Below are 22,629 nucleotides of genomic sequence, written 5' to 3' on the forward strand. Positions count from 1 at the left end.
ACAAGTGGCTCTGAAAGGCAATACTGGGTGGCTCTCAGGCCCTCAAATACTCAACCGGGTCATCGATGCCGGCATGCGGGTCTCGTGGTTCACCCTGGAGTCCCTGGCCACCGCGATCGGCCGGGCCGCCGTGGACGGCTCGACCAGCAAGGTCCTAGCCAGGATCACCCGCGCGCCGAGCTCGTGGTCGTTGACGACATCGGCATGCTCCCCACCGGGCAAGCCGCCGCCGAAGCGTTCTACCGACTCGTCGATGCCACCTACGAACGCCACAGTCTGGCCGTCACCAGCAATATCCACCCCGCTGGGTTGGATTCGTTCATGCCGACCACCCTGGCCACCGCTGCCGTGGACCGGCTGCTGCACCATGCTCACGTCATCGTCACCGAAGGCGCCTCGCTACGCCATGCCGAGGCCACCGCCGGACGAGGAGACAAACCCCTGACCTAACCGACAGGGAGATCAACTGACCGCCCACAGGGAGATAACCTGTCCGCCGACAGGGAGACTCCTTGTCCGCCCACGGGGAGATCACGGTGTCCCTTGACAGCTGGTCAGTGTGAATACCACGACGGCGCGCCGGCAGGTGCTGCCCAGAATCCCGCGGATCCATCACCCCCGCTGGATGGCCCAAGCCAGGCACCATCGTGATCCGGCGGAACCCTGGCCCCGTCGAGCACGTCCACGTGCTCCGGTGGCTGATGACGCCGCTGAGGGGCTTTCATGGCCTCGTGGACGCTAGTGGGCTGTGATGGTGGCCGCGAGTCGAGACCGGACTCGGCCTCGCTAACTCCCCCGGGCCCGCAACATCATGACCGACCGACACCTGGAGACAACAAAGCGGCTGAGGCCGGGAGACCCACGAGGGGACTCCCGGCCTCAGCCGCTGCTACTGCCACTACTGCAGATCAGAGGGGATCAGTGGGCGTGATCGCCCTTCGAGTACTCGAAGACCCAGCCGACCAGGAAGTAGATGCCCACACCGACGCCGATGAAGGCGATCCACGCATCGATGGCGAGACCGAGCACCAGTGCAGCGCAGGCCAGGCCGAGGCCCAGCGGCCACCAGCTCCACGCAGCAAAGCTCCCGTAGGTACCGGCGTACTGTGAGATCTCTCCGTGTTCGTCGTCATCCGGACCCTGACCGAACTTGCGCTCGGTGAGCCACAGGAAGACGGCGACCATCAGGGAGAGGCCAGCCACGGCGTAGAGGGCCGGGATGCCGGCCCACTCGGTCCACTGGACCCAGAAGCCGTAGACCGTGGCCACGACGATCAGGAATACACCGAGGATCGTGAACAGCTTGACGTTGGTTCTCACTTGGCAGCCGCCTTTTCTCCGAAGACCTCGGGCTCATGCTGCGGGGACGTCGGCAACAGTTCAGGGTGGTGCAGGTCCAAAGCCGGACGCTCCGAACGAATCCGCGGCAGGGAGTGGAAGTTGTGGCGCGGAGGCGGGCAGGACGTAGCCCACTCCAGGGAGCCACCGAAGCCCCAGGGATCGTCCACGGTGATCTTCTTGCCCTTGCGCGCTGTGATGTACACGTTCCAGAAGAACGGGATCAGCGAGGCGCCCAGGACGAAGGAGAAGATCGTGGAGAACTGGTTCATCAGGGTGAAGCCGTCCTCGACCATGTAGTCCGCGTAGCGGCGCGGCATGCCCATGACACCCAGCCAGTGCTGGATGAGGAAGGTGCCGTGGAAGCCGATGAACAGCATCCAGAACTGTATCTTGCCCAGACGCTCGTTGAGCATCTTGCCGGTGAACTTGGGCCACCAGAAGAAGAAGCCCGCGAACATGGCGAACACCACGGTGCCGAAGACGACGTAGTGGAAGTGTGCCACCACGAAGTACGTGTCGGAGACGTGGAAGTCCAGCGGCGGCGAGGCCAGGATGACACCGGTCAGGCCACCGAAGAGGAAGGTGACCATGAAGCCCAGGGACCACAGCATCGGATTCTCGAAGGTGATGGACCCCCGCCACATGGTGCCGATCCAGTTGACGAACTTCACGCCCGTCGGTACCGCGATCAGCATGGTCATCAGCGAGAAGAACGGCAACAGCACCGAGCCGGTGACGTACATGTGGTGGGCCCACACGGTCACGGACAGTGCGGCAATGGCCGTGGTGGCGAAGACCAGCGTCTTGTAGCCGAAGATCGGCTTGCGGCTGAAGACCGGGATGATCTCCGAGACGATGCCGAAGAACGGCAGGGCGATGATGTAGACCTCGGGGTGGCCGAAGAACCAGAAGAGGTGCTGCCACAGGATGGCGCCGCCGTTCTCCGGATCGAAGATATGACCACCGAAACGTCGGTCCATGCCCAGGGCACCCAACGCCGAAGCGAGCGGGGGGAAGGCCATGATTACGAGAATGGCGGTGATCAAGGTGTTCCAGGTGAAGATCGGCATCCGCCACATGGTCATGCCCGGGGCGCGCATCGTCAGGATGGTGGTGATGAAGTTAACGCCACCCATGATCGTGCCGAAGCCCTGCAGGAACAGGCCGAAGACCCAGAGGTCACCGCCCACTCCCGGCGAGTACGTCGTATTGGACAGCGGCGCATAGGCGAACCAGCCGAAGGAGGCGGCACCCTGCGGGGTGAGGAAGCCGGCCACGGCGATGATGGAGCCGAACAGGAAGAACCAGAACGCCAAGGCGTTCAGGCGAGGGAACGACACATCCGGCGCACCGATCTGCAACGGCATGATGACATTCGCGAAGCCGATGAACAGCGGGGTGGCGAACATCAGCAGCATGATCGTGCCGTGCATGGTGAACAGCTGGTTGTACTGCTCCTTGGTCTGCAGCAACTGCATGCCCGGTTCGAAGAGCTCGGCGCGGATCAGCAGCGCCATGACGCCACCGATGCAGAAGAACATGAACGAGGTGATCAGGTACATGTACCCGATGGTCTTGTGGTCAGTACTGGTGATCCAGTTGACGATGATCTTGCCCTTGGACTCGGGCACGACCCGCGGCTGAGCCGCGGCGGCGTCATCCGTGGCGTATTCGTAAGTGGTCATCAGTTATCTCCCTCGACCGTCGAGTCTTCGCCACCGGTCGGGCCGCCAGCGTCCTCGCGGGTGGTTCCGTCACCCTGGAGGGGCACTTCCTGGTTCTGAGCGCCATCCGGGTGCTCATTCGGGTTGCGGTTGTATTCGTCGCCCACGTGGCCGTCTTCCATCTGGGACAGCTGCGAGGTGAACTCCTGTTCAGAGACGACCTCGACGTTGAAGAGCATCTCCGAGTGGTACTCGCCGCAGAGTTCGGCGCACTTGCCCTGGAAGGTGCCCTCCTCGGTCGGCGTCAGGTACATGAAGTTCGACTTGCCGGGGACCATGTCCAGCTTGCGCAGGAACGCGGGAACCCAGAACGAGTGGATGACATCGCGCGACTTCAGCTCGAACTCGACCGGAACATCGACCGGCAGGTACAAGGTTGGCAGGGTCTCCTCGACACCCTCGGTGCCGTCGAGCTGCGCCTGGATGCCCTGGTAGTGCTTCTCTTCGCCCTCGTAGCTGTAGTTGAAGTCCCAAGCCCACTGCTTGCCGTAGACCTCCACGGTCAGCGGGGAGTCTTCCACGGGGGTGTCGATCTCACGCTGGACGCGGTCGGTGAAGCCCCACAGGGTCAGCACCATGATGACCGGGACAACAGTGAACAGCGTCTCCATCGGGACGTTGTACGCCATCTGACGTGGGTAGCCCTTGTCATGCTTCCGCCGGCGGTACGCGACCATGCACCACAGCATCATGCCCCAGGCCGCCAGGCCCACGATCAAGGCTGCGATCCAGGAGTTGACCCACAAATCGGTGATCTGGGCGGACTGGTTGGTGGTCTCCCGCGTGCCGGGCAGGAATCCTCGTTGAACCTGCTCCGAACAACCGGACAGGACCATGGCTGCCATGACGGCAAGCGCTCCCCCCTTCAGGAGACGCCTGCCACGGCTGCCGGCTTGATTCTGCGATCTCACAGACGGCCCTTCCTCTTCAATCTCGAGTGCGAATGCCTCCCGTGACCGCACTCCATCCAGACAGTGTCTGAACTGGAGCGACAAGGCCACAGGGGGACCCCTAGGTTTACTACCTACTGTAGAGCTTACCGCCCTGGTCGTCTGCCCTATGACACGCAAAAACGTCGGGCATCCGAACCAATTCCTGGCTCGGATGCCCGACGTCGCATGGTACGGAAGACCTAGTGGAAGGAATCACCGCAGGCACAGGAACCGCCGGCATTCGGGTTGTCGATGGTGAAGCCCTGCTTCGAGATGGTGTCCTCGAAATCGATCGAGGCACCGCTGAGGTAGGGGACGCTCATCTTGTCCACGATGACCTCGACGCCGTCGAAGTCGCGCAACGTGTCGCCGTCCAGCACACGCTCATCGAAATAGAGCTGGTAGATCAGTCCGGAGCAACCGCCCGGCTGCACGGCGACGCGCAGACGGAGGTCGGTGCGGCCCTCCTGCTCCAGCAGGGTGCGCACCTTGGCGGCGGCCACTTCACTCAGCTGGACCTCATGGGCGTCCAGGCCTTCTGCCGGCTGGGCAGTCGGGATCTCGGTCTCGGTGGATTCTGCGGAAACGCTCATGCTCGCTCCTTCATCTGCGTGCGTGCTCCCCCGGCTCGGCGACGGGCCGATCGGTGGTGCGGCCCGGAGGCCACTCTCCCCGGTCCCAACACCCGGTCCGGACGGTTCATTCCCGACGACCGGATCGAGACCTTCGGTGTCTGTCGAGTCTAGGTCAGTGACCGACCGCGGCCAACAGCAGGGCCTCCGCCAGCACGGCATGGCGGAAGTCGCCCAGATGCAGTGACTCATTGGCCGAATGGGCCCGGGAATCCGGGTCCTCGACGCCGGTGATCAGCAAGGTCGCCTCCGGGAACATCTCCACCAGGTCGGCGGTGAACGGGATGGAGCCACCCATGCCCGCCTCGACCGGCTCGGCCCCGAAGGCCTGCTGGAGGGCCGCCATCATCGTCCGGGCGGCGGGAGCAGAGGTGTCCGTGGCGAAGGGCTGCCCCGACTCCCCCGGCTCGAAGATGACCTCCGCACCCAACAGCGCGGTGGACCGAACCGATTCCACGTGGGAACGCACGGCGGCCATCGCCGTGACCGGATCCATGCCCGGACCCAGGCGCAGGCTGAACTTCGCGCGCGCCTCAGGCTGCAGGGTGTTGGACGCGACGTCGAGCCGGGTCACGTCCGTGCCGATGATGCTCAGGGCCGGCTTGTTCCACAGGCGGTCGGCCAAGGGGCCCGTACCGGCCAGCCGCACGGAGTCCAGCACGGAGGAGTCGGCGCGGTAGTCCGCCTCTGGATACTCGATCGACGAGTGGTGCTGCTGCTCGAGACCGGAGATGGCCACATTCCCCTCCTCGTCATGCAGGGTTGCGATCAGGCGTGCCAGCAAGGTCGGAGCGTCGAGCACCGGGCCGCCGAACATGCCGGAGTGGACGGCGTGGTCCAGGACCCGGACGCCGATGGTGCCGTCCACGAGTCCCCGCAACGAGGTGGTCAAGGCCGGGACACCGACCCTCCAGTTAGCGGAGTCGGCCACCACGATGACGTCTGCCGCCAGCTTCTCGCGGTGTCGCTCGAGGAAGGCCCGGAAGGTCGGAGAGCCGGCCTCCTCCTCCCCCTCGATGAAGAAGGTGACGCCCACACCTGAGTCCGCGCCGGCGTCGAGCATGGCCTGCAGTGCGGCGAGGTGCACCATGATCCCCGCCTTGTCATCCGCCGCTCCACGGCCATAGAGCCGGCCGTCCTTCTCCACGGCGGTGAACGGATCGGTCTCCCAGAGCGCCAGCTCCCCCACCGGCTGGACATCGTGGTGCGCGTAGAGCAGCACGGTCGGCTTTCCCGGCTGCGCCGGACGGCGTGCGACGACGGCCGGTCCCCCCGGGCGTTCCGAGCCGTCCGACTCCACCAGCGTCTCCGTCAGGATCTCCACGTCCTCCAGCCCCAGCGCCCGGATCAGTTCGGCGACGGCCTGGGCGGAACGTTCGAGCGGATCGCGGTCGAAGGAGTCCCAGGCGATGCCGGGGATGGCCACGAGCTCCTGGAGCGTGGCCACCGTCTGCGGCAACCGCTCCTCCACGGCAGTGGTGATCCGCGAGATCGTCTCGGGATCGAGGGGAAGGGCGGGCGGGGTCTGGGGTGTCTCAGGCATGAGGCCCAGCCTAGCGAGATGACAGCCGTCACAGCATTGACTCGGGGTGGCTTCGGCTCCGCCTAGAATGGATGGGTGTTTGGACGCAAGAAGACCGAGACCCCCGCCCCTGAGTCGGCGCCCGTGATCGAGACCCCCGAGCAGACGGCCGCGCGCCATCAGGCCAAGAAGGGGCCGACGCCGACGCGCGCGGAGCGGGAGGCCGCCCGCCGCCGTCCGCTGGTGCCGGAAGATCGCAAGGCGGCCCGCAAGGCCGCTCGCGATGCGGAGATGGTCGAACGCCAGAAGATGCGCGTGGCCATGGAGACCGGCGATGAGCGGAACATGCCGCTGCGCGACCGCGGCCCGCAAAAGCGCTACGCCCGTGACTGGGTGGACGCCCGCACCGGTGTCGGCGAATGGCTCATGGTGATCGTTCTGGTCTACGTCTTCCTGGCCTTCCTGCCCCAGTCGGACCTGCAGATCTGGCTGACCTTCTCCCTCTGGGCCATCGTGCTGCTCGTGGTGCTGGAGGGAGTCCTCATCTCCTTCCAGTTGAAGAAGCGTCTGGCGGAGAAGTTCGGGGAGGTCGAGCGCGGCGTGCGCTGGTACGGCGTCATGCGGGCCATGCAGCTGCGCAAGCTGCGTCTGCCCAAACCGCAGACCAAGCGCGGTCACTTCCCCGACTGATCCACGCCAGCTGGTCCCCGGGGACAGACTCCCTGCCCCCGGGACACGACTACCGTGCCAGCTCGCGGTTGATCCGGGCAGCCCAGAACGGTCCCTCGTAGAGGAACGCCGTGTAGCCCTGCACCAGGTCCGCCCCCAACTCAAGCCGCTCTCGGACCTCCGCACCGTTGGTGACTCCACCCACGGAGATCAAGGCCACCGATTCCGGCAGCGCGCCGCGCAGTCTGGTCAGCACCTCCAGCGACCGTTCCTTCAGCGGTGCACCCGACAGGCCCCCGGCCCCCATGGTCTCAACCTCTGCAGCGGGCGTGGCCAGCCCGTCCCGGGCAATCGTCGTGTTCGTGGCGATGACCCCGTCCAAGCCCAATTCCACGGCCATCGCGGCCACGGAGTCCACGTCCTCGTCGGCCAGGTCCGGGGCGATCTTCACGGCCAGCGGCACGTGACGGCCCGTGGTCCGATCCGCCTCCTGGCGCACTGCGGCCAGCAACGGCGCCAGCGCCTCGATGTCCTGCAGTTGGCGCAGCCCCGGCGTGTTGGGTGAGGACACGTTGACCACCAGATAGTCGGCGTGGATGGCCAGGGCGGCTGTGGAGGCCAGGTAGTCCTGCGTCGCCTCCTCGAGGGCCACCGTCTTCGTCTTGCCGATGTTCACCCCGAGCACCGGCCGACGCCGGCCGAAACGCCGGGTCAGCGTCTGCCGGGTGGCCTTCAGCCGCGGAGCCACCGCGCGGGCGCCGTCGTTGTTGAAACCCATCCGGTTGATGAGCGCCTTGTCCTCGACCAGGCGGAACAGCCGCGGAGCGGGGTTGCCCGGTTGTGCCTCACCGGTGATGGTGCCGACCTCGATGTGGCCGAAGCCGAGGTCCGCCAGGGCCGCCGCGCCCAAACCCTGCTTGTCGAAGCCCGCCGCGAGCCCGAACGGCGAGGGGAAGTCCAGGCCCATCACCCGGGTCGTCAGCGTCTGCGCCGGACGCGTGGCCCGGCGCAGGGCCATTGAGGCACCGGTGGACTCCGCGGCGCGGATCATCGAGAAGCCCACGTGATGCGCCTTCTCGGCGTCCATGCCCTTGAAGAACGTGTTGAAGAAGGCGGGATAGAGGCGAGCCTCGCGCGGCAGAGCAGTCATGCACTCATGGAACCACGATTCCGGTGCTGGTCCGGCCCACGTTTCGGCCTTAGCATGGCGTTCATATGAGCGCCACCGACCAGCCGTCCGGGGACACCCCGTTCTCGCCCTCTGCGGAGGCCACGCTCCTGACGGATTCCCCGCCCGGGGTGTGGGTCCCCGATCTGCTGGAGGGCTTCGAGCGGCTGACGATCCCCCTCGAGGTGGACGAGGAGGGCCCCAACGCGGCGACCCTGGTCCGGACGGCTCGCACACCTGCCTCCATTCCGGTCCACATCCGGGCCCCCGCGCCGGCGGACGACGTTACGCGCGAGCCAGGCGACGCCCCAGACGAAGCGAACGCGATCGGTGCCCGGCCGGCGTCGCGCATTCCGGTCTTGTACGTCCACGGATGGTCGGACTACTTCTACAACGCACCGCTCGCCGGCCACTTCGAGGAGCGCGGCTACGCCTTCTACGCACTGGACCTGCGCAAGTACGGCCGTTCGCTGCGTCCGGGGCAGACGCCGGGGTACGTGGACAGCCTCGAGGTGTACGACGACGAGATCGGCCAGGCACTGCGGATCATCGACCGCGACCATTCCCAGAAGCCCGTGTTGATGGGCCATTCCACGGGTGGGCTCATCCTCTCCCTGTGGGCCTCCCGGCACCCTGGCCGGGCCCGGGCGCTCGTGCTGAACAGCCCGTGGCTGGAAATGCAGGGCTCAGCGCTGGTCCGCCACATGGCCACTGCCGTCCTGGACCCGGTGGTGCGGCTGCAGCCGAAGAATTTCCTCAAGTTGCCCCGGGTGGACCACTACTGGCGCACGGTGTCCTCCGCCGCCGACGGCGATTGGGACCTGCACCCGTTGTGGCGTCCGCAGTACGCCTTCGAGGTGCCCGGAGGTTGGCTCAAGGCGGTGATGACGGGACATGCCGCCGTGGCCGAGGGGCTTGGCCTGGCGGAGCCGGTCTACGTGATGCTCTCGGACCGCACGGTGTTCTCGGCGGGGTGGCGCCAGGACATGACGGCCGCGGATATCGTGCTGGACGTGGAGATCCTGGCCCAGCGCGCCACCCGGCTCGGTCGACACGTCACCGTCGTCCGGCACGCCGGCGCCCTGCATGACGTGATGGCCTCGCCACAGGCCATCCGGCAAGACGCGGCTCGCGAGATGTTCCGCTGGCTGGGGGCCTACGCCGGTCCTGCCTGATCCACCGCTCCCCCATACCGGCGGTCGCGGCGGGCATAGACCTCGACGGCGTCCCACAGGGTCGTGCGGTCCACGTCCGGCCACAGGGTGTCCAGGAACACGAGTTCGGCGTAGGCCGACTGCCAGAGCAGGAAGTTGGACAGCCGCTGCTCGCCGGAGGTGCGCAGGAACAGGTCCACGTCCGGAACGTCGGGTTCGTCCAGGTGCCGGGCGATCGTCTCCTCGCGGATCCCGCCAGACGTCAACCGGCCCGTCTCCACCTCACGAGCGATGGCCTTGACCGCATCAGTGATCTCGGCGCGGGACCCGTAGTTCACGCACATGGTCAGGTTGCACCGGGTGTTGCCGCGGGTCTGCTCCTCCGCGATCTCCAACTCCTTGACCACGGAGGTCCACAGCCGGGGGCGGCGGCCGTTCCAGCGGATCCGCACGCCCCACGAATCGAGGGTGTCCCGCTGGCGGCGCAGCACGTCCCGGGAGAAGCCCATGAGGAAGCGGACCTCGTCCGGGGACCGCTTCCAGTTCTCGGTGGAGAACGCGTAGACGGAGACGTGTTCGATGCCCAGCTGCACGGCACCGGCCATGACGTCCAGCAGTGCGGCCTCCCCGGCCCGGTGCCCCTCGGTGCGCGGCAGTCCGCGCTGATTGGCCCACCGCCCGTTACCGTCCATGACAATGGCCACGTGGCGCGGGATGAACCGCGGATCCATCTGCGGCGGCCGGGCTCCCGAGGGGTGCGGATACGGTTCGGCGAGGGCAGGCCGGCGGGCAGAGGGGCGGGAGGGCATGTGCTCGGTCCTCGGGTTCAGGGGCTCTGGTCCATGACGGACAGGGACTTCAGGTGGCGTTCCAGGTGGAACTGGAGGTACCCGGACACGATACCGGCCGCCTCCCGGCGCGCCTGGTCCGGCGCGGCATCGGCGACCTCCCAGCGGCCTGACTGCAGGGCCGCGAGCAGTTCCACGGTGGCCGGGGCCGGAGTGGCCGAGCCGGGCGGGCGGCAGTCGTCGCAGACGCTGCCGCCGAGGGTGACGTTGACGGAGCGGTGGGGCCCAGGAGCTCCGCATTTGGAGCAGGTGGTGAAGCTGGCTGCCCAGCCTGCGGTGGCCAGGGACCGCAGCAGGTAGGAGTGCAGCAACAGCCGGGGGGCATGGGCGCCGCGGGCCAGGGCCGCCAGTGCCCCGTGGAGCAGCCGGTACTGGCTGGGTGCCTCCACCCGCCCGTCCGGCCGGGGCGGCTCCCCGCGCTCACCCACCTCCCCGATATCGCTCACGGTCAGCCGCTCGGCGGTCTCCACCATGGCGGAGGCGGCGGAGTAGGCATCGTAGTCCTGGGCGATCCACTGCCCGTAGGGCGTGACGGATTCGGCCTGCGTGATGATGTCCAGGTTCCGTCCGCGCACCAGTTGCAGCCGGGAGAGCATGAAGGGTTCCAGGGTGGCGCCGAACTTGGATGTCGTCCGGCGGACCCCCTTGGCCACGGCCCGGATCTGGCCGTGGCCAGGGGTCAGCAACACGATGATGCGATCGGCCTCACCGAGTTTGTAGGTGCGCAGGACCAGGGCGTTCGTGCGGTAGCTGTTCGCCGCATAGCCTGCGCCTCCCCGCCCCGTCGAGCGTCCACCCGAACCGGACACTAGGCCCTGGTGTCCATCCCGGCCCCCGGACCCGCCACGGCCTGGGCGAGCTCCTCATCGTCCCGGAGGGCACGGTTGACGGCGGAGACGACCGCCTTCAGCGAGGCCATGGTGGTGTTGTAGTCCAGGCCGGCCCCCCAGAGCACACGATCCCCCACCGCGCACTCGACGTAGGCGGCGGCCATCGCCGATCCGCCCTCGGACAGCGCGTGCTCGGAGTAGTCCAGCACCCGGATGTCCAGGCCGTCGTCAGCGAAGATCTTCACGAGGGCGGCGATGGGGCCGTTGGCGGTGACGGTGCGTTCCCGCTTCTCGCCGTCCACCTCTGCCTCGGCGGTCATGGTGAAACTGCCGTCCTCCTCCGTCGTCGAGCTGACCTGGCCCAGGCGGTAGCGGCCCCAGCGGGCGTTGTCATCAGCCGGGTCCTCGGCCGGCAGGTACTCGTCCTGGAAGACCTGCCAGAGCTGATCACCGGTGACCTCCCCGCCCTGGGAGTCGGCCATGTTCTGGATGACGTGGGAGAACTCGATCTGGGCGCGGCGCGGCAGGTCGAGATTGTGCTCGCTCTTGAGCAGGTACGCCACGCCGCCCTTGCCGGACTGCGAGTTCACCCGGATGACGGCCTCATAGGAGCGGCCGATGTCCTGCGGATCGATCGGCAGGTAGGGGACTCCCCACGGGATGCCGTCCCGGTCGGTGCCGGCCTCGGCGGCATCCGCGTCCATGAACTCGAAGCCCTTCTTGATGGCGTCCTGGTGGGAGCCGGAGAAGGCGGTGAAGACGAGGTCTCCCCCGTAGGGCACGCGCTCAGCGACCTGGAGCTGGTTGCAGTACTCCACGGTGCGGCGGATCTCATCCATGTTGGAGAAGTCGATCATCGGGTCGATCCCTTGGCTGTACAGGTTCATGCCCAGGGTCACCAGGTCCACGTTGCCCGTGCGTTCCCCGTTGCCGAACAGGCAGCCCTCGATGCGGTCCGCTCCGGCCATGTAGCCCAGCTCAGCAGCCGCCACGCCCGTGCCGCGGTCATTGTGGGGGTGCAGCGAGAGGATGATGCCGCTGCGGTTCTCCAGGTTGCGGTGCATCCACTCGATGGAGTCGGCGTAGACGTTTGGGGTGGCCATCTCCACGGTGGCGGGCAGGTTCAGGATCATCTGGCGGTCCGTGGAGGCCTCGAGGATCTCACCGACCGCGTTGGAGATGCGGGCGGCGAACTCCAGCTCGGTGCCCGTGAAGGACTCCGGCGAGTATTCATACACGATCTCCGTGCCCGTCATCTGCTCCTCGTACTTGCGGCACAGGCGGGCGCCGGTGGTGGCGATGTCCACGATGCCGTCCATGTCCTCGCGGAACACGACGCGCCGCTGGAGCACCGAGGTGGAGTTGTACAGGTGCACGATCGCCCGGTGGCAGCCCTCGAGGGCCTGATAGGTGCGCTCGATGAGGTGCTCACGGGACTGGGTGAGCACCTGGATGGTGACATCCTCGGGGATGCGGTCCTCGGTGATCAGCTGACGCACGAAGTCGAAGTCCGTCTGCGAGGCGGAGGGGAAGCCGACCTCGATCTCCTTGTAGCCCATGGAGACGAGCAGTTCGAACATCCGCATCTTGCGGTCCGGGCCCATGGGGTCGATGAGGGCCTGGTTGCCGTCCCGGAGGTCCACGGCGCACCACCGCGGTGCCTGGGTGATGACCTGGTCCGGCCAGGTGCGGTCCGGCAGATGGACCTCGATCTGGTCCTGGAAGGGGGTGTACTTCTGGAACTTCATCCCGGAGGACTTCTGGAAGTTGCGCATGGGGCTGGACGCCTGCCTTTCGTGAAACCCGGTGCGTGCACCGGAGGGGTCTGGCTGGTGGAAGGGCCGTGGAGCTACCTCCGCAACGGGGTTCCGGCCCGGCCAGGGTGCGATGCCCCCAGTGCGTCAGAGCGTGGCGGGCGCCACGACCGACGGCTCAGCCCCGTTGCGGCGGCGTAGTAGCAGCCCTTCAACGGTGTCCGGGGTGATCCCGGCGAGGTCCAGTCGGTCGAACATGATTTCAGCCTAGCACCGCCGGGACCGAGGGGATCAAAACCCGAGCCGGCCCAGCTGCTTGGGGTCGCGCTGCCATTCCTTGGCCACCTTCACCCGCAGGTCCAGGTACACGGCGGTCCCGAGGAGCTTCTCGATGGAACCCCGCGCCTGGGAGCCGATGGCCTTGAGGCGGGAGCCGCCCTTGCCGATGATGATGGCCTTCTGGCTGTCCCGCTCCACGAACACGTTGGCGTGGATGTCCAGCAGTGGACGGTCTGCGGGCCGTCCCTCGCGGGGGTTCATCTCGTCGACCACCACGGCCACCGAGTGCGGCAGCTCGTCCCGCACGCCCTCCAGGGCCGCCTCCCGGATGAGCTCGGCCACCATGGTCAGCTCGGGCTCGTCCGTGAGCTCACCGTCCGGATAGAGCGGAGGGGACAGCGGCAGCCGTTCGGCCAAGACCTTCGCCACCTCCTCCACCTGGTGGCCCTGGACGGCGGAGACAGGGACGACGGCGGCGAAGCCGGCCCCCTGGTTCTCCGGCCCGAGCACCTCGTCGCCGAGGGCGGTGACGGCGAGCAGCTGGGCCGCGATCGCGTCCGGCTTCACCTTGTCCGTCTTGGTCACCAGGGCGACCACGGGCTTGCGGTTGAGCAGTGCCAACTGGCTGGCGATGTACCGGTCGCCGGGGCCGATCTTCTCGTCCGCGGGGATACAGAACCCGACCGCGTCCACCTCGCCGAGGGTCTGGGTGACGAGGTCGTTGAGCCGCTGACCCAGCAGGGTCCGCGGACGGTGCAGCCCGGGCGTGTCCACGAGGACCAGCTGGAAGTCCTCGCGGTGCACGATCCCGCGGATGGTGTGACGGGTGGTCTGCGGCTTGGAGGAGGTGATGGCGACCTTCTCCCCCACCAGGGCGTTGGTCAGCGTGGACTTGCCGGCGTTGGGCCGGCCCACCAGGGAGACGAAGCCGGCGCGGAAGTCCTCCGGGGCGTTGCTGGGGTCGAACAGGGTGGTCATGGGGTCTCCCGGGAGGCTGGGGTGGATGCCGAGGCGGCGTGGCGATCGGTCAGGTGGGCTGGCAGCAGGTCGGTGCCGGGCCGGCGTCGGGCGTGGCCACCGTCCCGCGGGGACTCCCGCACCACCAGGCGCGCGACGCGGTTGCGCCGGCCCTGCAAGGATTCGGCCGTCAGTTCGATGCCCTGGACGGCCACGTGCGAGCCCTGGATGGGGACGCGGCCCAGCGTCTTGGCAAGGAGGCCGCCGACGGTGTCCACGTCCTCCTCGTCGTCCAGATCCATGCCGAACAGCTCGGCGAAGTCATCGATGCCCATGCGGGCGTCCACGCTGAACGAGCCGTCTTCAAGGGGTTCGACCTCGGGACGGTCCTGGCGGTCGTACTCGTCCGAGATCTCGCCGACGATCTCCTCGATGAGATCCTCGAGCGTCACGAGGCCTGCGGTGCCGCCATACTCGTCCACCACGACCGCGATGTGGGTGGACTCGCGCTGGAGCTCCTGCAGCAGCACAGACACCGGCTTGGACTCGGGGACGAAGCGTACGTCCCGGGCCACGGCGTCCACGGGGCTGGCCGGATCCGCAGCGCCATCTCCCAGGCCACGGTGCAATGCCCGGGCCACGTCCTTGAGGTAGACCATGCCGAAGACCTCGTCCGCGTTGTCCCCGATGAGCGGGATGCGGGAGCAGCCGGAGCGCAGGAACAGGTTCATCGCGTCTTCCAGGGTGGTGCCTGTCTCGACGGTGACGACGTCGGTGCGCGGCACCATCACGGCGCGCACCAGGGTATCTCCCATGTCGAACACGGAGCGGATGAGCTCGGCCTCGGCATCCTCCAGGACGTCGGCGTCATTGGCCCGGGCGACGAATTCACGGAAGTGGCGCTCCTCGATCTCGGCGGCTTCCTCCTCCTCGTCCTCCGACCTCGGACCGGGTGCCGCCACGCGGGCCGGCAGCGAGCCGAGCAGGGCGGTGAGGAAGCGGACGAGGCCCGCGGTGCGCTGGGCGGCCGCGACATCGTGCTTGGTCCCCACCTGGCGCGGCGAAAGCACGGTCAGCAGCAGGGCGACCAGCCCCATCAGCAGGAGGGACAACAGGGCGGTGATCCAGATGGTCCCGGTGAGGGAGTGGATGAACAGGGTGCCGGCCACGGCGGCGGTGGTCTCGGCGAACAGTCGCCAGAACCGCAGGGCGTGCAAGTGCTCCGGCAACCGGGCCATGACCGTGAGGATCGGGCTGCGCGGGCGGCGCATCGCGATTCCCTCGGCCTCCTTGCGGGACAGGTAGCCCAACGAGGCCTCGGCGACACCGAGGATCCAGGACAGGAACAGCAATGCGGCCAGCAGGACCGCCAGGATGAGGGAGGTGAGCATCAGGCTTCGGTGGGGTCTGGGGCCGGGCGGCCGAGGAAGTCGCTGAGCAGCTGGCGCTGGAGCGCGAACATCTCGTCCTTCTCCTCGGGCTCCTCATGGTCGAAGCCGAGCAGGTGGAGCAATCCGTGGACGAGCAGCAACAAGACCTCGTCTGCGGCGGAGTGTCCGCCGCGGGCGGCCTGCACGGCGGCGACCTGCGGACAGATCACCACGTCGCCCAGCAGCCCCTCCGGGCCCGGGTCCTCGGCGGTGCCCGGGCGGAGCTCATCCATGGGGAAGCTCATGACGTCCGTGGCGTCCGGCAGGTCCATCCACTCCAGGTGGAGCTGTTCCATGGCGGCCTCGTCCACGCACACCACGGAGAGTTCGGCACCCGGATGCACGTGCAGCGAGTCCAGGACGGAGCGGGACAGGGCGAGCAAGGACTCCTCGTCGACCTCAGCGCCGGACTCATTGACGATCTCAACGGCCATCGGTGTTCCCCCCAGCGTTCTCGTAGGCATCCACGATCCGGCTGACGAGGCGGTGGCGGACCACATCGACGGACTGCAGCCGGATGACGGCGATGTCCTCCACGCCCTCCAGGATGGAGACGGACTGCGCCAGGCCCGAGTTGGTCCCCCGCGGGAGGTCCACCTGACTGGTGTCGCCGGTGACGACCATGTGAGAGCCGAAGCCGAGACGGGTCAGGAACATCTTCATCTGCTCGACCGTGGTGTTCTGGGCCTCGTCGAGGATGATGAACGCATCGTTGAGCGTGCGTCCGCGCATGTAGGCCAGGGGCGCCACCTCGATCGTCCCGTCCGCCATGAGCCGCGGGATGGACTCGGGTTCGACCATGTCATGCAGGGCATCATAGAGGGGCCGTAAGTACGGGTCGATCTTCTCGCTGAGCGAGCCCGGCAGGTACCCCAACCGCTCCCCCGCCTCGACCGCCGGCCGGGTGAGGATGATCCGGTTGACCTCCTTGGCCTGCAACGCCTGGACCGCCTTGGCCATGGCCAGGTAGGTCTTGCCGGTGCCGGCCGGACCAAGCCCGAAGGTGATGGTGTTCTGGTCGATGCTCTCCACATAGTGCTGCTGGTTCGCCGTCTTGGGCCGGATCTTCCGGCCGCGGCTGGAGAGGATCGAGGCGGAGAGCAGTCCGGAGGCCTGGGCCCCGGAGCCACCCCGCACCAGGCTGGTCACCTGTTCGATGACCTCGGGGGTGATCGAGGTGCCGCGCCGGGCCAAGCCGTGCAGGTCCTCGATCACCTGGCGTGCCTGCCGCACGTCCGGTGCCGGGCCCTCCACGTCCAGGTCCTCACCGCGCACGGAGACGGTCAGATCCGGATAGAGGCCGTCCAGGATCCGCAGCAACAGGTCCTGCGGCCCAAAGGTCCGCACCATCGTCTCCGCCGAGGTGAAGGTGATGGTGATGTGGTCACGTTCCGTGGAAAGACTCAAGGGAGGTGCTTCAGCTCCTGGCTGGTGGGACAACTACTGGGACAAAGAGTGGGACGGGTGGACTACGAGGCCAGTCTACGGCCGCGGCCCGAACCGTCCCAGCAGCTGCTGGAGGACGGCGACGGCGGCCGGCCCGGCGGTGGAGGACCGGAGCACATGGTGCCCCAACAGCACCGGCCGTCCCCCGGCCTCGGACAGGGCTGCGGTCTCGGCCGGGCTGATGCCGCCCTCGGGGCCGACCACGAGCACGATCCGTTCCACCCGTTCTACGGTCTCGCCGGTCAGCATCCCCGCCTCGGCAACCGCGTCGCCCAGCGACTGCCGAGCGTCCTCGTGCAAGACGAGCACCAGGGAACCGGGGCCACAGACCGAGGCGACCCCGACACCGTCGAGCACCTTCTCCGTGCGGGGCACGCGGGTACGGCGTGCCTGCTTCGCGGCCGAGAGCAGGGCACCCTCCCACTTGGCCACGGCTTTGGCTGCCTTGTCCCCCTTCCACCGCACGATGGAACGTTCGGCCTGCCAGGGGTGCACGGCATCGAGGCCCAGTTCCGTCGCCGTCTGGATGGCCAGCACGTCCCGGTCGCCCTTGGCGAGGGCCTGGACGAGCACGAGCTCGGGGTACGGCGCCGGCTCGTCGTGGACGGTTTCGACGGTGACCTCCACCCGATCGGGCGCCGCGGAGTGCACGATGCCGCTCACCCGCCGGCCGGATCCGTCCGCCACGTCCACGCGCTCCCCCGGCGACAGCCGCATGACCTGGGCCGCGTGCCGGGCCTCGGCACCCGAGACCACCACGGTGGCCCCCGCCGAGGCGGGGGCCAGCTCGCCGTCACCGACGTAGAAGAGGGGGTTGCTCACAGGTTCTTGAGGTTGTCCCGGAACTTGGAGAACAACCCGCGGTGTTCCGTGGTGCCGTGCACCAGGTCCTCACCGCGCAGACCGGCCAGCTGCTCCAGCAGGGCGCGCTGCTCGTCGTCGAGTTTGGTGGGGGTCTCCACCCGCAGGGTCACCTTGAGATCCCCCCGGCCAGAGCTCCGCAACCGGCCGACGCCCAGGCCCTTGAGGGTCTGGACCTCTCCGGACTGGGTGCCGGCCTTCACCGGCACCTCCTTCTCACCGTCGAAGGTGTCCAGCGTGAGCGTGGTTCCCAGGGCGGCGGCGGCCATCGGCACGCTCATCGTGGCCAGCAGGTGATCGCCGTCGCGGACGAACACATCGTGCTGACGCACCTCGATCTCCACGTAGAGATCGGCATTCGGGCCACCACCGGGGCCGGCTTCGCCGCGGCCGGCGAGCTGGATCCGGGTCCCCGTGGCCACACCGGCGGGGATCTTGATGGTCAGTGAGGTGCGCTCACGGATGCGGCCCTGCCCGGAGCATTCGCGGCACGGATCCGGGATGACGGTCCCGAAGCCCTGGCAGGCCGAGCAGGTCTCGGCGGCCATGACGGTGCCGAGGATGGAGCGGACCGGCCGGCGGATGGCGCCCTGGCCATTGCAGATGGTGCAGGTCTCCGGATGCGTGCCCGGCTGGCTGCAGCTGCCGTCACAGGTGGGGCACACCACGGCGGTGTCCACCTCGAGGGTCTTCTCGGTGCCGAAGACCGCATCGCTGAGGTCGAGCTTGGCCGTGATGAGGGCGTCTTGTCCCCGCCGCGCACGACTGGCGGGGCCACCGCCCCTGCCGCCGCCCATGCCGCCGGAGCCGCCACCACCGAAGAACGTCTCGAAGATGTCCTGGAAACCACCGAAGTCGGCGCCACCGAAGCCGCCGCCCATGCCGCCGGTGCCGTTCTCATGGCCCGTGGCGTCATAGTTGCGGCGCTTCTCCTGGTCCGAGAGGACCTCGTAGGCACGCGTGACGTTCTTGAACTCCTCGGAGGCATCGGGAGCCGGATTCACGTCGGGATGGAGCTTGCGGGCCAACTTGCGGTAGGCGCGCTTGATCTCCTCGGCGGAGGCGTCCCGGCCAACGCCGAGCACCTCGTAGTGGTCAGCCACGGTCTGCGGTGTTCCTTCCGGTGGTGGGGTGGTGGATGCAGGTCCTGGCCGCTACTGCGACAGGATCCGGGACAGGTACCGGGCGATCGCCCGCACGGCGGTCATGGTGCCCGGGTAGTCCATGCGGGTGGGGCCCACGACGCCGAGCTTGGCGCCGGAGCCGGGGCCGTAGCCCGCGGCGACGACGGACGCCTCGGACAGGGAGCCGGTGTTCTCGGAGCCGATGCGCACGCTGAGGCCACGCACATCCTGCTCCATCTCGGTCAGCAGGCGCAACAACACGACCTGTTCCTCGAGGGCTTCCAGGATGGGGCCGATCGAGAACGGGAAGTCCCCGGTCGAGCGTGCCAGATTGGCCGTGCCGGCCATGATGATCCGGTCCTCCCGGCGTGCCGCGAACATCTGGTCCAGTTGGGCGGCGAAGGCCAGGGCAAGATCCCGGTCCTCCGCAGGCACCTCGGCCAGCGCGAGCCGGAGTCCCTCGGCAGCCTGGACCGGGGTCAGCCCGTCCAGGTAGCGCAGGAACTGCTGCTTCAGCACGGTCAGGGATGTCTCGTTGGCCTCGACATCGAGGCTGAAGGCCCGCTGGTCCACCTGTCCGGTGGACAGGATCACGACGACGAGGGCCCGGCGGGGCGCCAGGAAGACGAATTCGATGTGCCGGATGGTGGACGAGTCCACATGGGGATACTGCAGTACGGCCACCTGGTTGGTGAGCTGCGCGAGCAGCCGCACGGTGCGGGCCATCATCTCGTTGAAATCGCCATTGGCGTCCAGCAGCGTCTGCACCGCGCGCTTCTCGGCGGCTGACAGCGGCTTCACCTCGGAGATCTGGTCCACGAAGATCCGGTAGCCCTTGTCCGTGGGGATGCGTCCGGAAGAGGTGTGCGGGGCCACGATGAGCCCCTCCTCCTCGAGGGCGGCCATGTCATTCCGGACAGTGGCCGAGGATACGCCCAACTGGTGGCGGTCTACCAGGGCCTTGGAACCGACGGGCTCGCGGGAGGACACGTAGTCCTCCACGATGGCCTGCAGCACCTGCATGCGGCGTGGTTGTTCGCTCATCGGTTCCTCCCGCCTTTGATCCGATTTAGCACTCGACGCTTTGAAGTGCCAAGTCTAGTCCTTGTGTCCAATCGACGTACCACCACTTCTCCACGGCCCTGCGGGTGCCGGCCGGTTGCCTCCCCTCGCTAGCCCAGTGCCGACCGCGTGCCGCGCGAGCCGGTGCACGGCTACGCCGGGTCCTCTTGCTAGCGTCGGTGCCCGTGGAATGGAACAACTGGGGCCCGGGCACCCTCGACGGCGGCTTCCGCCCGACCGCCCGCACCGTAGAGCAGGTCCCCGCGAACCAGGGTGCCGTCCTGGAGGACACGGAGACCGGATTCACCGGTGCCGTCCTGCGGGTCGAGAAGTCCGGCGGCGTGCACCTGGTCGTCCTGGAGGACCGCCGGGGACGCACGAAGTCCTTCCCCCTGGGTTATGGCTTCCTCGTGGACGGTGAGCCCGTCGAGGTGGTGGCCCCCGCGCCGGGCCGTGCCCCCGGTGCCTCCCCAGCGAAACCGGCCCGGACGGCGTCGGGCTCCCTGCGCGTGGACAACGCCCGGGCCCGCACGGCGCGAGCCTCCCGCATCTGGGTCGAAGGGCTGCATGACGCCGAGCTCGTGGAGAAGGTCTGGGGTGAGGACCTGCGCCTGGAGGGGATCGTCGTCGAGCCACTCCACGGGGTGGACGACCTGGCTGGCGCCATCAGGGACTTCTCGCCCGGTCCGCAACGCCGGCTCGGCATCCTCGTGGACCACCTCGTGAGCGGGTCCAAGGAGGAGAGGATCGCCGCCGAGGCCATGAAGGTGCCCGGGGCCCGCGGCAACGTGCTGATCGTCGGCCATCCCTATGTGGACGTCTGGCAGGTCATCAAGCCCGCCGTCCTGGGCATCGGTGCCTGGCCCGTGGTGCCCCGGGGCCAGGACTGGAAGACGGGCATCCTTGCCGGCCTCGGATGGCCGCACCGGACCAAGGAGGACATCGGCCTGGGCTGGAAGCGGCTGCTGTCCCAGGTGCGGACCTATGCCGACCTGGAGCCGACCCTGCTGGGGCGGGTGGAAGAGGTCATCGATTTCCTGACCGCCGCGGAGCACTGACGGCTGACCGACCTGCAGGGAACTCCCGGAACGCGGCGGTACACTGGCGACCGAACGCCACCCATCACCTCCGAACGGAAAGGCCCAGGACGTGTCCCAGCAGCAGCCCGGCAGTCCGCACCGCCCGCGCCCCGGCGCCGCCCCCCGGCGCGACCAGCAGCTGCAGGGGTCACCGGATCAGGCCGAGCCGCTGACGCCGGCCGAGGACCGTCAGTGGGCCACCCTTGCGCACTTCGGCGGCTTTCTCGGATGCATCCCCTCCCTGGTGATCTACCTGGTCTTCCGCCACCGGGGCCCGTTCACGGCCCAGGAGGCCAAGGAGGCCCTGAACTTCACGCTGCCCCCCACGGTGCTGGCCATCGTGGCGAACCTGCTGGCCCTCATCCCGATCGTCGGAGGCATCTTCGGCATCGTCGCCATGCTCCTGTGGCTGTTCATGACGGTCTCTGGCGTGGCGGCGGGCATCCAGTGCAACAAGGGCCGCCCCTACCGCTACCCGCTGAACCTGCGCCTGATCCAGTAACGCCGGTCTGGAGCCGGCGCTAGAACCCGGCGAGCCGGCGCACGATCGCGTCGTCCAGCAGCCGCCCCTGCAGGGTGGGCACCACCCGGCCGGCCAGGGCCGCCCGCCCGTCCAGCAGTCCCTCACCGATCATCGCGGCGATCTCCCGCTTGGCCTGGGCGCCGCCGTCGGGCGCTTCCTCCAGGGCGGCCGTCGGCAGCCCGTCTGAGAGCCGGACGCCCAGCATGACGCGCTCCAGGAAGCGCGCTTCGGCATCGGGCTCCTCCCGGCCGACGGACGGGGAGATCCCGGTGGCCAATCGCTGCGCGTAGGCCGCCGGATGCTTGGCGTTCCAGAACCGGACGCCCGCCAGGTGTGAGTGGGCGCCGGGCCCGGCGCCCCACCAGTCCTGGTCACGCCAGTAGGCCACGTTGTGCCGGGCGCGGTGGAGACCTGAGCCGTCCGGGTCCAGCGCCCAGTTCGAGATCTCGTACCAGCGGTAGCCGGCCTCGGCGAAGAGCCGCTCGGCCAGCAGATACTTGTCCGCCTGGTCGTCCGGGTCCACGTCCGCAACGGTTCCGCGCTTGACCTGTGCGCCGAACTTGGTGCCCTCCTCCACGATGAGCGAGTATGCCGAGATGTGGTCGGGACGCAGGGCCAATGCGGCTTCCACGGTCGTCCGCCAGTCCTCCAGGGACTCCCCCGGGGTCCCGTAGATGAGATCCAGCGAGACTTCGAGCCCGGCCTCCCTGGTCCAGCCGACGGCGGCCGGCACGTTCTCCGGGCGATGGGTGCGTTCCAGCGTGGCCAGCACGTGCGGCACCGCGGACTGCATCCCGAAGGACACCCGGGTGAAGCCCCCGGCGGCCAGTTCCTGCAGGGATGCCGCAGTGACCGAGTCGGGATTTGCCTCGGTGGTCACCTCGGCATCAGCGGTCAGCCCGAAGACGTCCCGGGCGCGCCCGAGAATGCCCACCAGGTCCGCCGCGGGCAGCAGGGTCGGCGTGCCGCCGCCGAAGAACACGGTCTCCAGGGTGCGGTCCGGGATATCGGAGGCACGGAGCGCTTCGGCGGCGAAGTCGAGCTCGCCACAAACGGTGTCAGCGTACGAGGTCCGGGACGCGCCGGGACCCAGGTCCTCGGCGGTATAGGTGTTGAAGTCGCAGTAACCGCACCGCACTGTGCAGAACGGCACGTGCACGTACAGGCTGAAGGTGCGCGGGCTCCCGGCATCGGCCGCCGAGCGGATCCGGCGCCCGACCTCAGCAGGGAACCGGCCGTCGTCGGGCGCGGGGTCGCCGAGGGGAAGGATCGAAGGCAAGGTGTGGTCGTCCCC

Annotated in this window: 23 protein-coding genes; 5 read left to right on the forward strand and 18 right to left on the reverse strand. The window is 68.1% G+C overall.

Features of this window, described 5'->3' with window-relative positions; translation table 11 throughout:
* Positions 1-42: 42 nt before the first annotated feature.
* Positions 43-273, reverse strand: a complete 231-nt coding sequence (locus tag IEX49_RS16840) for a hypothetical protein (protein ID WP_229672619.1) — start codon at positions 271-273, stop codon at positions 43-45.
* Here IEX49_RS16840 and IEX49_RS16845 point away from each other — a divergent pair.
* A complete protein-coding gene (locus IEX49_RS16845) occupies positions 205-450 on the forward strand; it encodes an ATP-binding protein (protein WP_229672600.1) in 246 nt (81 codons plus the stop codon). The genes IEX49_RS16840 and IEX49_RS16845 overlap by 69 nt on opposite strands.
* Positions 451-918: 468 nt before the next feature.
* On the opposite strand, the gene IEX49_RS10675 is transcribed toward IEX49_RS16845, so the two are convergent.
* The 5 genes from IEX49_RS10675 to IEX49_RS10695 form a co-directional block, all read right to left on the reverse strand.
* Positions 919-1,320, reverse strand: coding sequence for a cytochrome c oxidase subunit 4 (locus IEX49_RS10675; RefSeq protein WP_188806157.1), 402 nt, complete (start codon positions 1,318-1,320; stop codon positions 919-921).
* Positions 1,317-3,026: an aa3-type cytochrome oxidase subunit I gene (gene ctaD, locus IEX49_RS10680; protein ID WP_188806158.1), complete on the reverse strand. Its 1,710-nt coding sequence runs from the start codon at positions 3,024-3,026 to the stop codon at positions 1,317-1,319. The genes IEX49_RS10675 and ctaD overlap by 4 nt, the downstream gene beginning before the upstream one ends.
* Positions 3,026-3,976 carry an aa3-type cytochrome oxidase subunit II gene (gene ctaC, locus IEX49_RS10685; protein ID WP_188806159.1) on the reverse strand — a complete coding sequence of 317 codons (951 nt, stop codon included), beginning with the start codon at positions 3,974-3,976 and terminating at the stop codon, positions 3,026-3,028. Before ctaC ends, ctaD begins: the two co-directional genes overlap by 1 nt.
* A 221-nt stretch (positions 3,977-4,197) precedes the next feature.
* A complete protein-coding gene (locus tag IEX49_RS10690; protein ID WP_188806160.1) occupies positions 4,198-4,590 on the reverse strand; it encodes a HesB/IscA family protein in 393 nt (130 codons plus the stop codon).
* Between the two features lie 154 nt (positions 4,591-4,744).
* Entirely contained in the window at positions 4,745-6,172 is a 1,428-nt protein-coding gene (locus IEX49_RS10695) for a dipeptidase (protein WP_188806161.1), read from the reverse strand.
* Between the two features lie 75 nt (positions 6,173-6,247).
* Here IEX49_RS10695 and IEX49_RS10700 point away from each other — a divergent pair, with 75 nt between their 5' ends.
* The gene (locus IEX49_RS10700) at positions 6,248-6,841 is read left to right on the forward strand and encodes a DUF3043 domain-containing protein (protein WP_115931315.1); all 594 of its coding nucleotides are present in this window, start codon (positions 6,248-6,250) and stop codon (positions 6,839-6,841) included.
* 49 nt (positions 6,842-6,890) lie between these two features.
* Here the strand turns inward: IEX49_RS10700 and IEX49_RS10705 are convergent, their stop codons facing one another.
* A complete protein-coding gene (locus IEX49_RS10705) occupies positions 6,891-7,970 on the reverse strand; it encodes a quinone-dependent dihydroorotate dehydrogenase (RefSeq protein WP_188806162.1) in 1,080 nt (359 codons plus the stop codon).
* Positions 7,971-8,035: 65 nt separating this feature from the next.
* Here IEX49_RS10705 and IEX49_RS10710 point away from each other — a divergent pair, with 65 nt between their 5' ends.
* Complete coding sequence (locus IEX49_RS10710) at positions 8,036-9,163, forward strand: alpha/beta hydrolase (protein ID WP_188806163.1); 1,128 nt, start codon at positions 8,036-8,038, stop codon at positions 9,161-9,163.
* Here the strand turns inward: IEX49_RS10710 and IEX49_RS10715 are convergent.
* The 10 genes from IEX49_RS10715 to hrcA form a co-directional block, all read right to left on the reverse strand.
* A complete protein-coding gene (locus IEX49_RS10715) occupies positions 9,145-9,951 on the reverse strand; it encodes an isoprenyl transferase (RefSeq protein ID WP_188806164.1) in 807 nt (268 codons plus the stop codon). The two genes, IEX49_RS10710 and IEX49_RS10715, sit on opposite strands and share 19 nt — an antisense overlap.
* A gap of 17 nt (positions 9,952-9,968) precedes the next feature.
* Entirely contained in the window at positions 9,969-10,799 is an 831-nt protein-coding gene (gene recO, locus IEX49_RS10720; protein ID WP_188806165.1) for a DNA repair protein RecO, read from the reverse strand.
* Complete coding sequence (gene leuA, locus IEX49_RS10725; protein ID WP_188806166.1) at positions 10,799-12,595, reverse strand: 2-isopropylmalate synthase; 1,797 nt, start codon at positions 12,593-12,595, stop codon at positions 10,799-10,801. The genes recO and leuA overlap by 1 nt, the downstream gene beginning before the upstream one ends.
* Positions 12,596-12,865: 270 nt before the next feature.
* A complete protein-coding gene (gene era, locus IEX49_RS10730; RefSeq protein WP_188806167.1) occupies positions 12,866-13,831 on the reverse strand; it encodes a GTPase Era in 966 nt (321 codons plus the stop codon).
* A complete protein-coding gene (locus tag IEX49_RS10735) occupies positions 13,828-15,201 on the reverse strand; it encodes a hemolysin family protein (RefSeq protein WP_188806168.1) in 1,374 nt (457 codons plus the stop codon). The genes era and IEX49_RS10735 overlap by 4 nt, the downstream gene beginning before the upstream one ends.
* Entirely contained in the window at positions 15,201-15,674 is a 474-nt protein-coding gene (ybeY, locus tag IEX49_RS10740; protein WP_188806169.1) for an rRNA maturation RNase YbeY, read from the reverse strand. Before ybeY ends, IEX49_RS10735 begins: the two co-directional genes overlap by 1 nt.
* The gene (locus IEX49_RS10745) at positions 15,664-16,680 is read right to left on the reverse strand and encodes a PhoH family protein (protein ID WP_373286719.1); all 1,017 of its coding nucleotides are present in this window, start codon (positions 16,678-16,680) and stop codon (positions 15,664-15,666) included. The genes ybeY and IEX49_RS10745 overlap by 11 nt, the downstream gene beginning before the upstream one ends.
* A 42-nt stretch (positions 16,681-16,722) precedes the next feature.
* Entirely contained in the window at positions 16,723-17,508 is a 786-nt protein-coding gene (locus IEX49_RS10750) for a 16S rRNA (uracil(1498)-N(3))-methyltransferase (protein WP_188806170.1), read from the reverse strand.
* Positions 17,505-18,650 (reverse strand): molecular chaperone DnaJ, encoded by a 1,146-nt coding sequence (dnaJ, locus tag IEX49_RS10755; RefSeq protein ID WP_188806171.1) that lies wholly within the window; start codon positions 18,648-18,650, stop codon positions 17,505-17,507. The genes IEX49_RS10750 and dnaJ overlap by 4 nt, the downstream gene beginning before the upstream one ends.
* A gap of 51 nt (positions 18,651-18,701) precedes the next feature.
* Complete coding sequence (gene hrcA, locus IEX49_RS10760; protein WP_188806172.1) at positions 18,702-19,715, reverse strand: heat-inducible transcriptional repressor HrcA; 1,014 nt, start codon at positions 19,713-19,715, stop codon at positions 18,702-18,704.
* A gap of 203 nt (positions 19,716-19,918) precedes the next feature.
* On the opposite strand from hrcA, the gene IEX49_RS10765 reads away from it, so the two are divergent.
* Positions 19,919-20,791, forward strand: a complete 873-nt coding sequence (locus IEX49_RS10765) for a DUF3097 family protein (protein ID WP_188806173.1) — start codon at positions 19,919-19,921, stop codon at positions 20,789-20,791.
* Between the two features lie 91 nt (positions 20,792-20,882).
* Entirely contained in the window at positions 20,883-21,314 is a 432-nt protein-coding gene (locus IEX49_RS10770) for a DUF4870 domain-containing protein (protein WP_115931328.1), read from the forward strand.
* A gap of 19 nt (positions 21,315-21,333) precedes the next feature.
* Here the strand turns inward: IEX49_RS10770 and hemW are convergent, their stop codons facing one another.
* Positions 21,334-22,614 carry a radical SAM family heme chaperone HemW gene (gene hemW / locus IEX49_RS10775; protein WP_188806174.1) on the reverse strand — a complete coding sequence of 427 codons (1,281 nt, stop codon included), beginning with the start codon at positions 22,612-22,614 and terminating at the stop codon, positions 21,334-21,336.
* Positions 22,615-22,629: the final 15 nt, after the last annotated feature.

Source organism: Citricoccus zhacaiensis (genome assembly GCF_014645315.1).
GTDB lineage: Bacteria > Actinomycetota > Actinomycetes > Actinomycetales > Micrococcaceae > Citricoccus > Citricoccus zhacaiensis.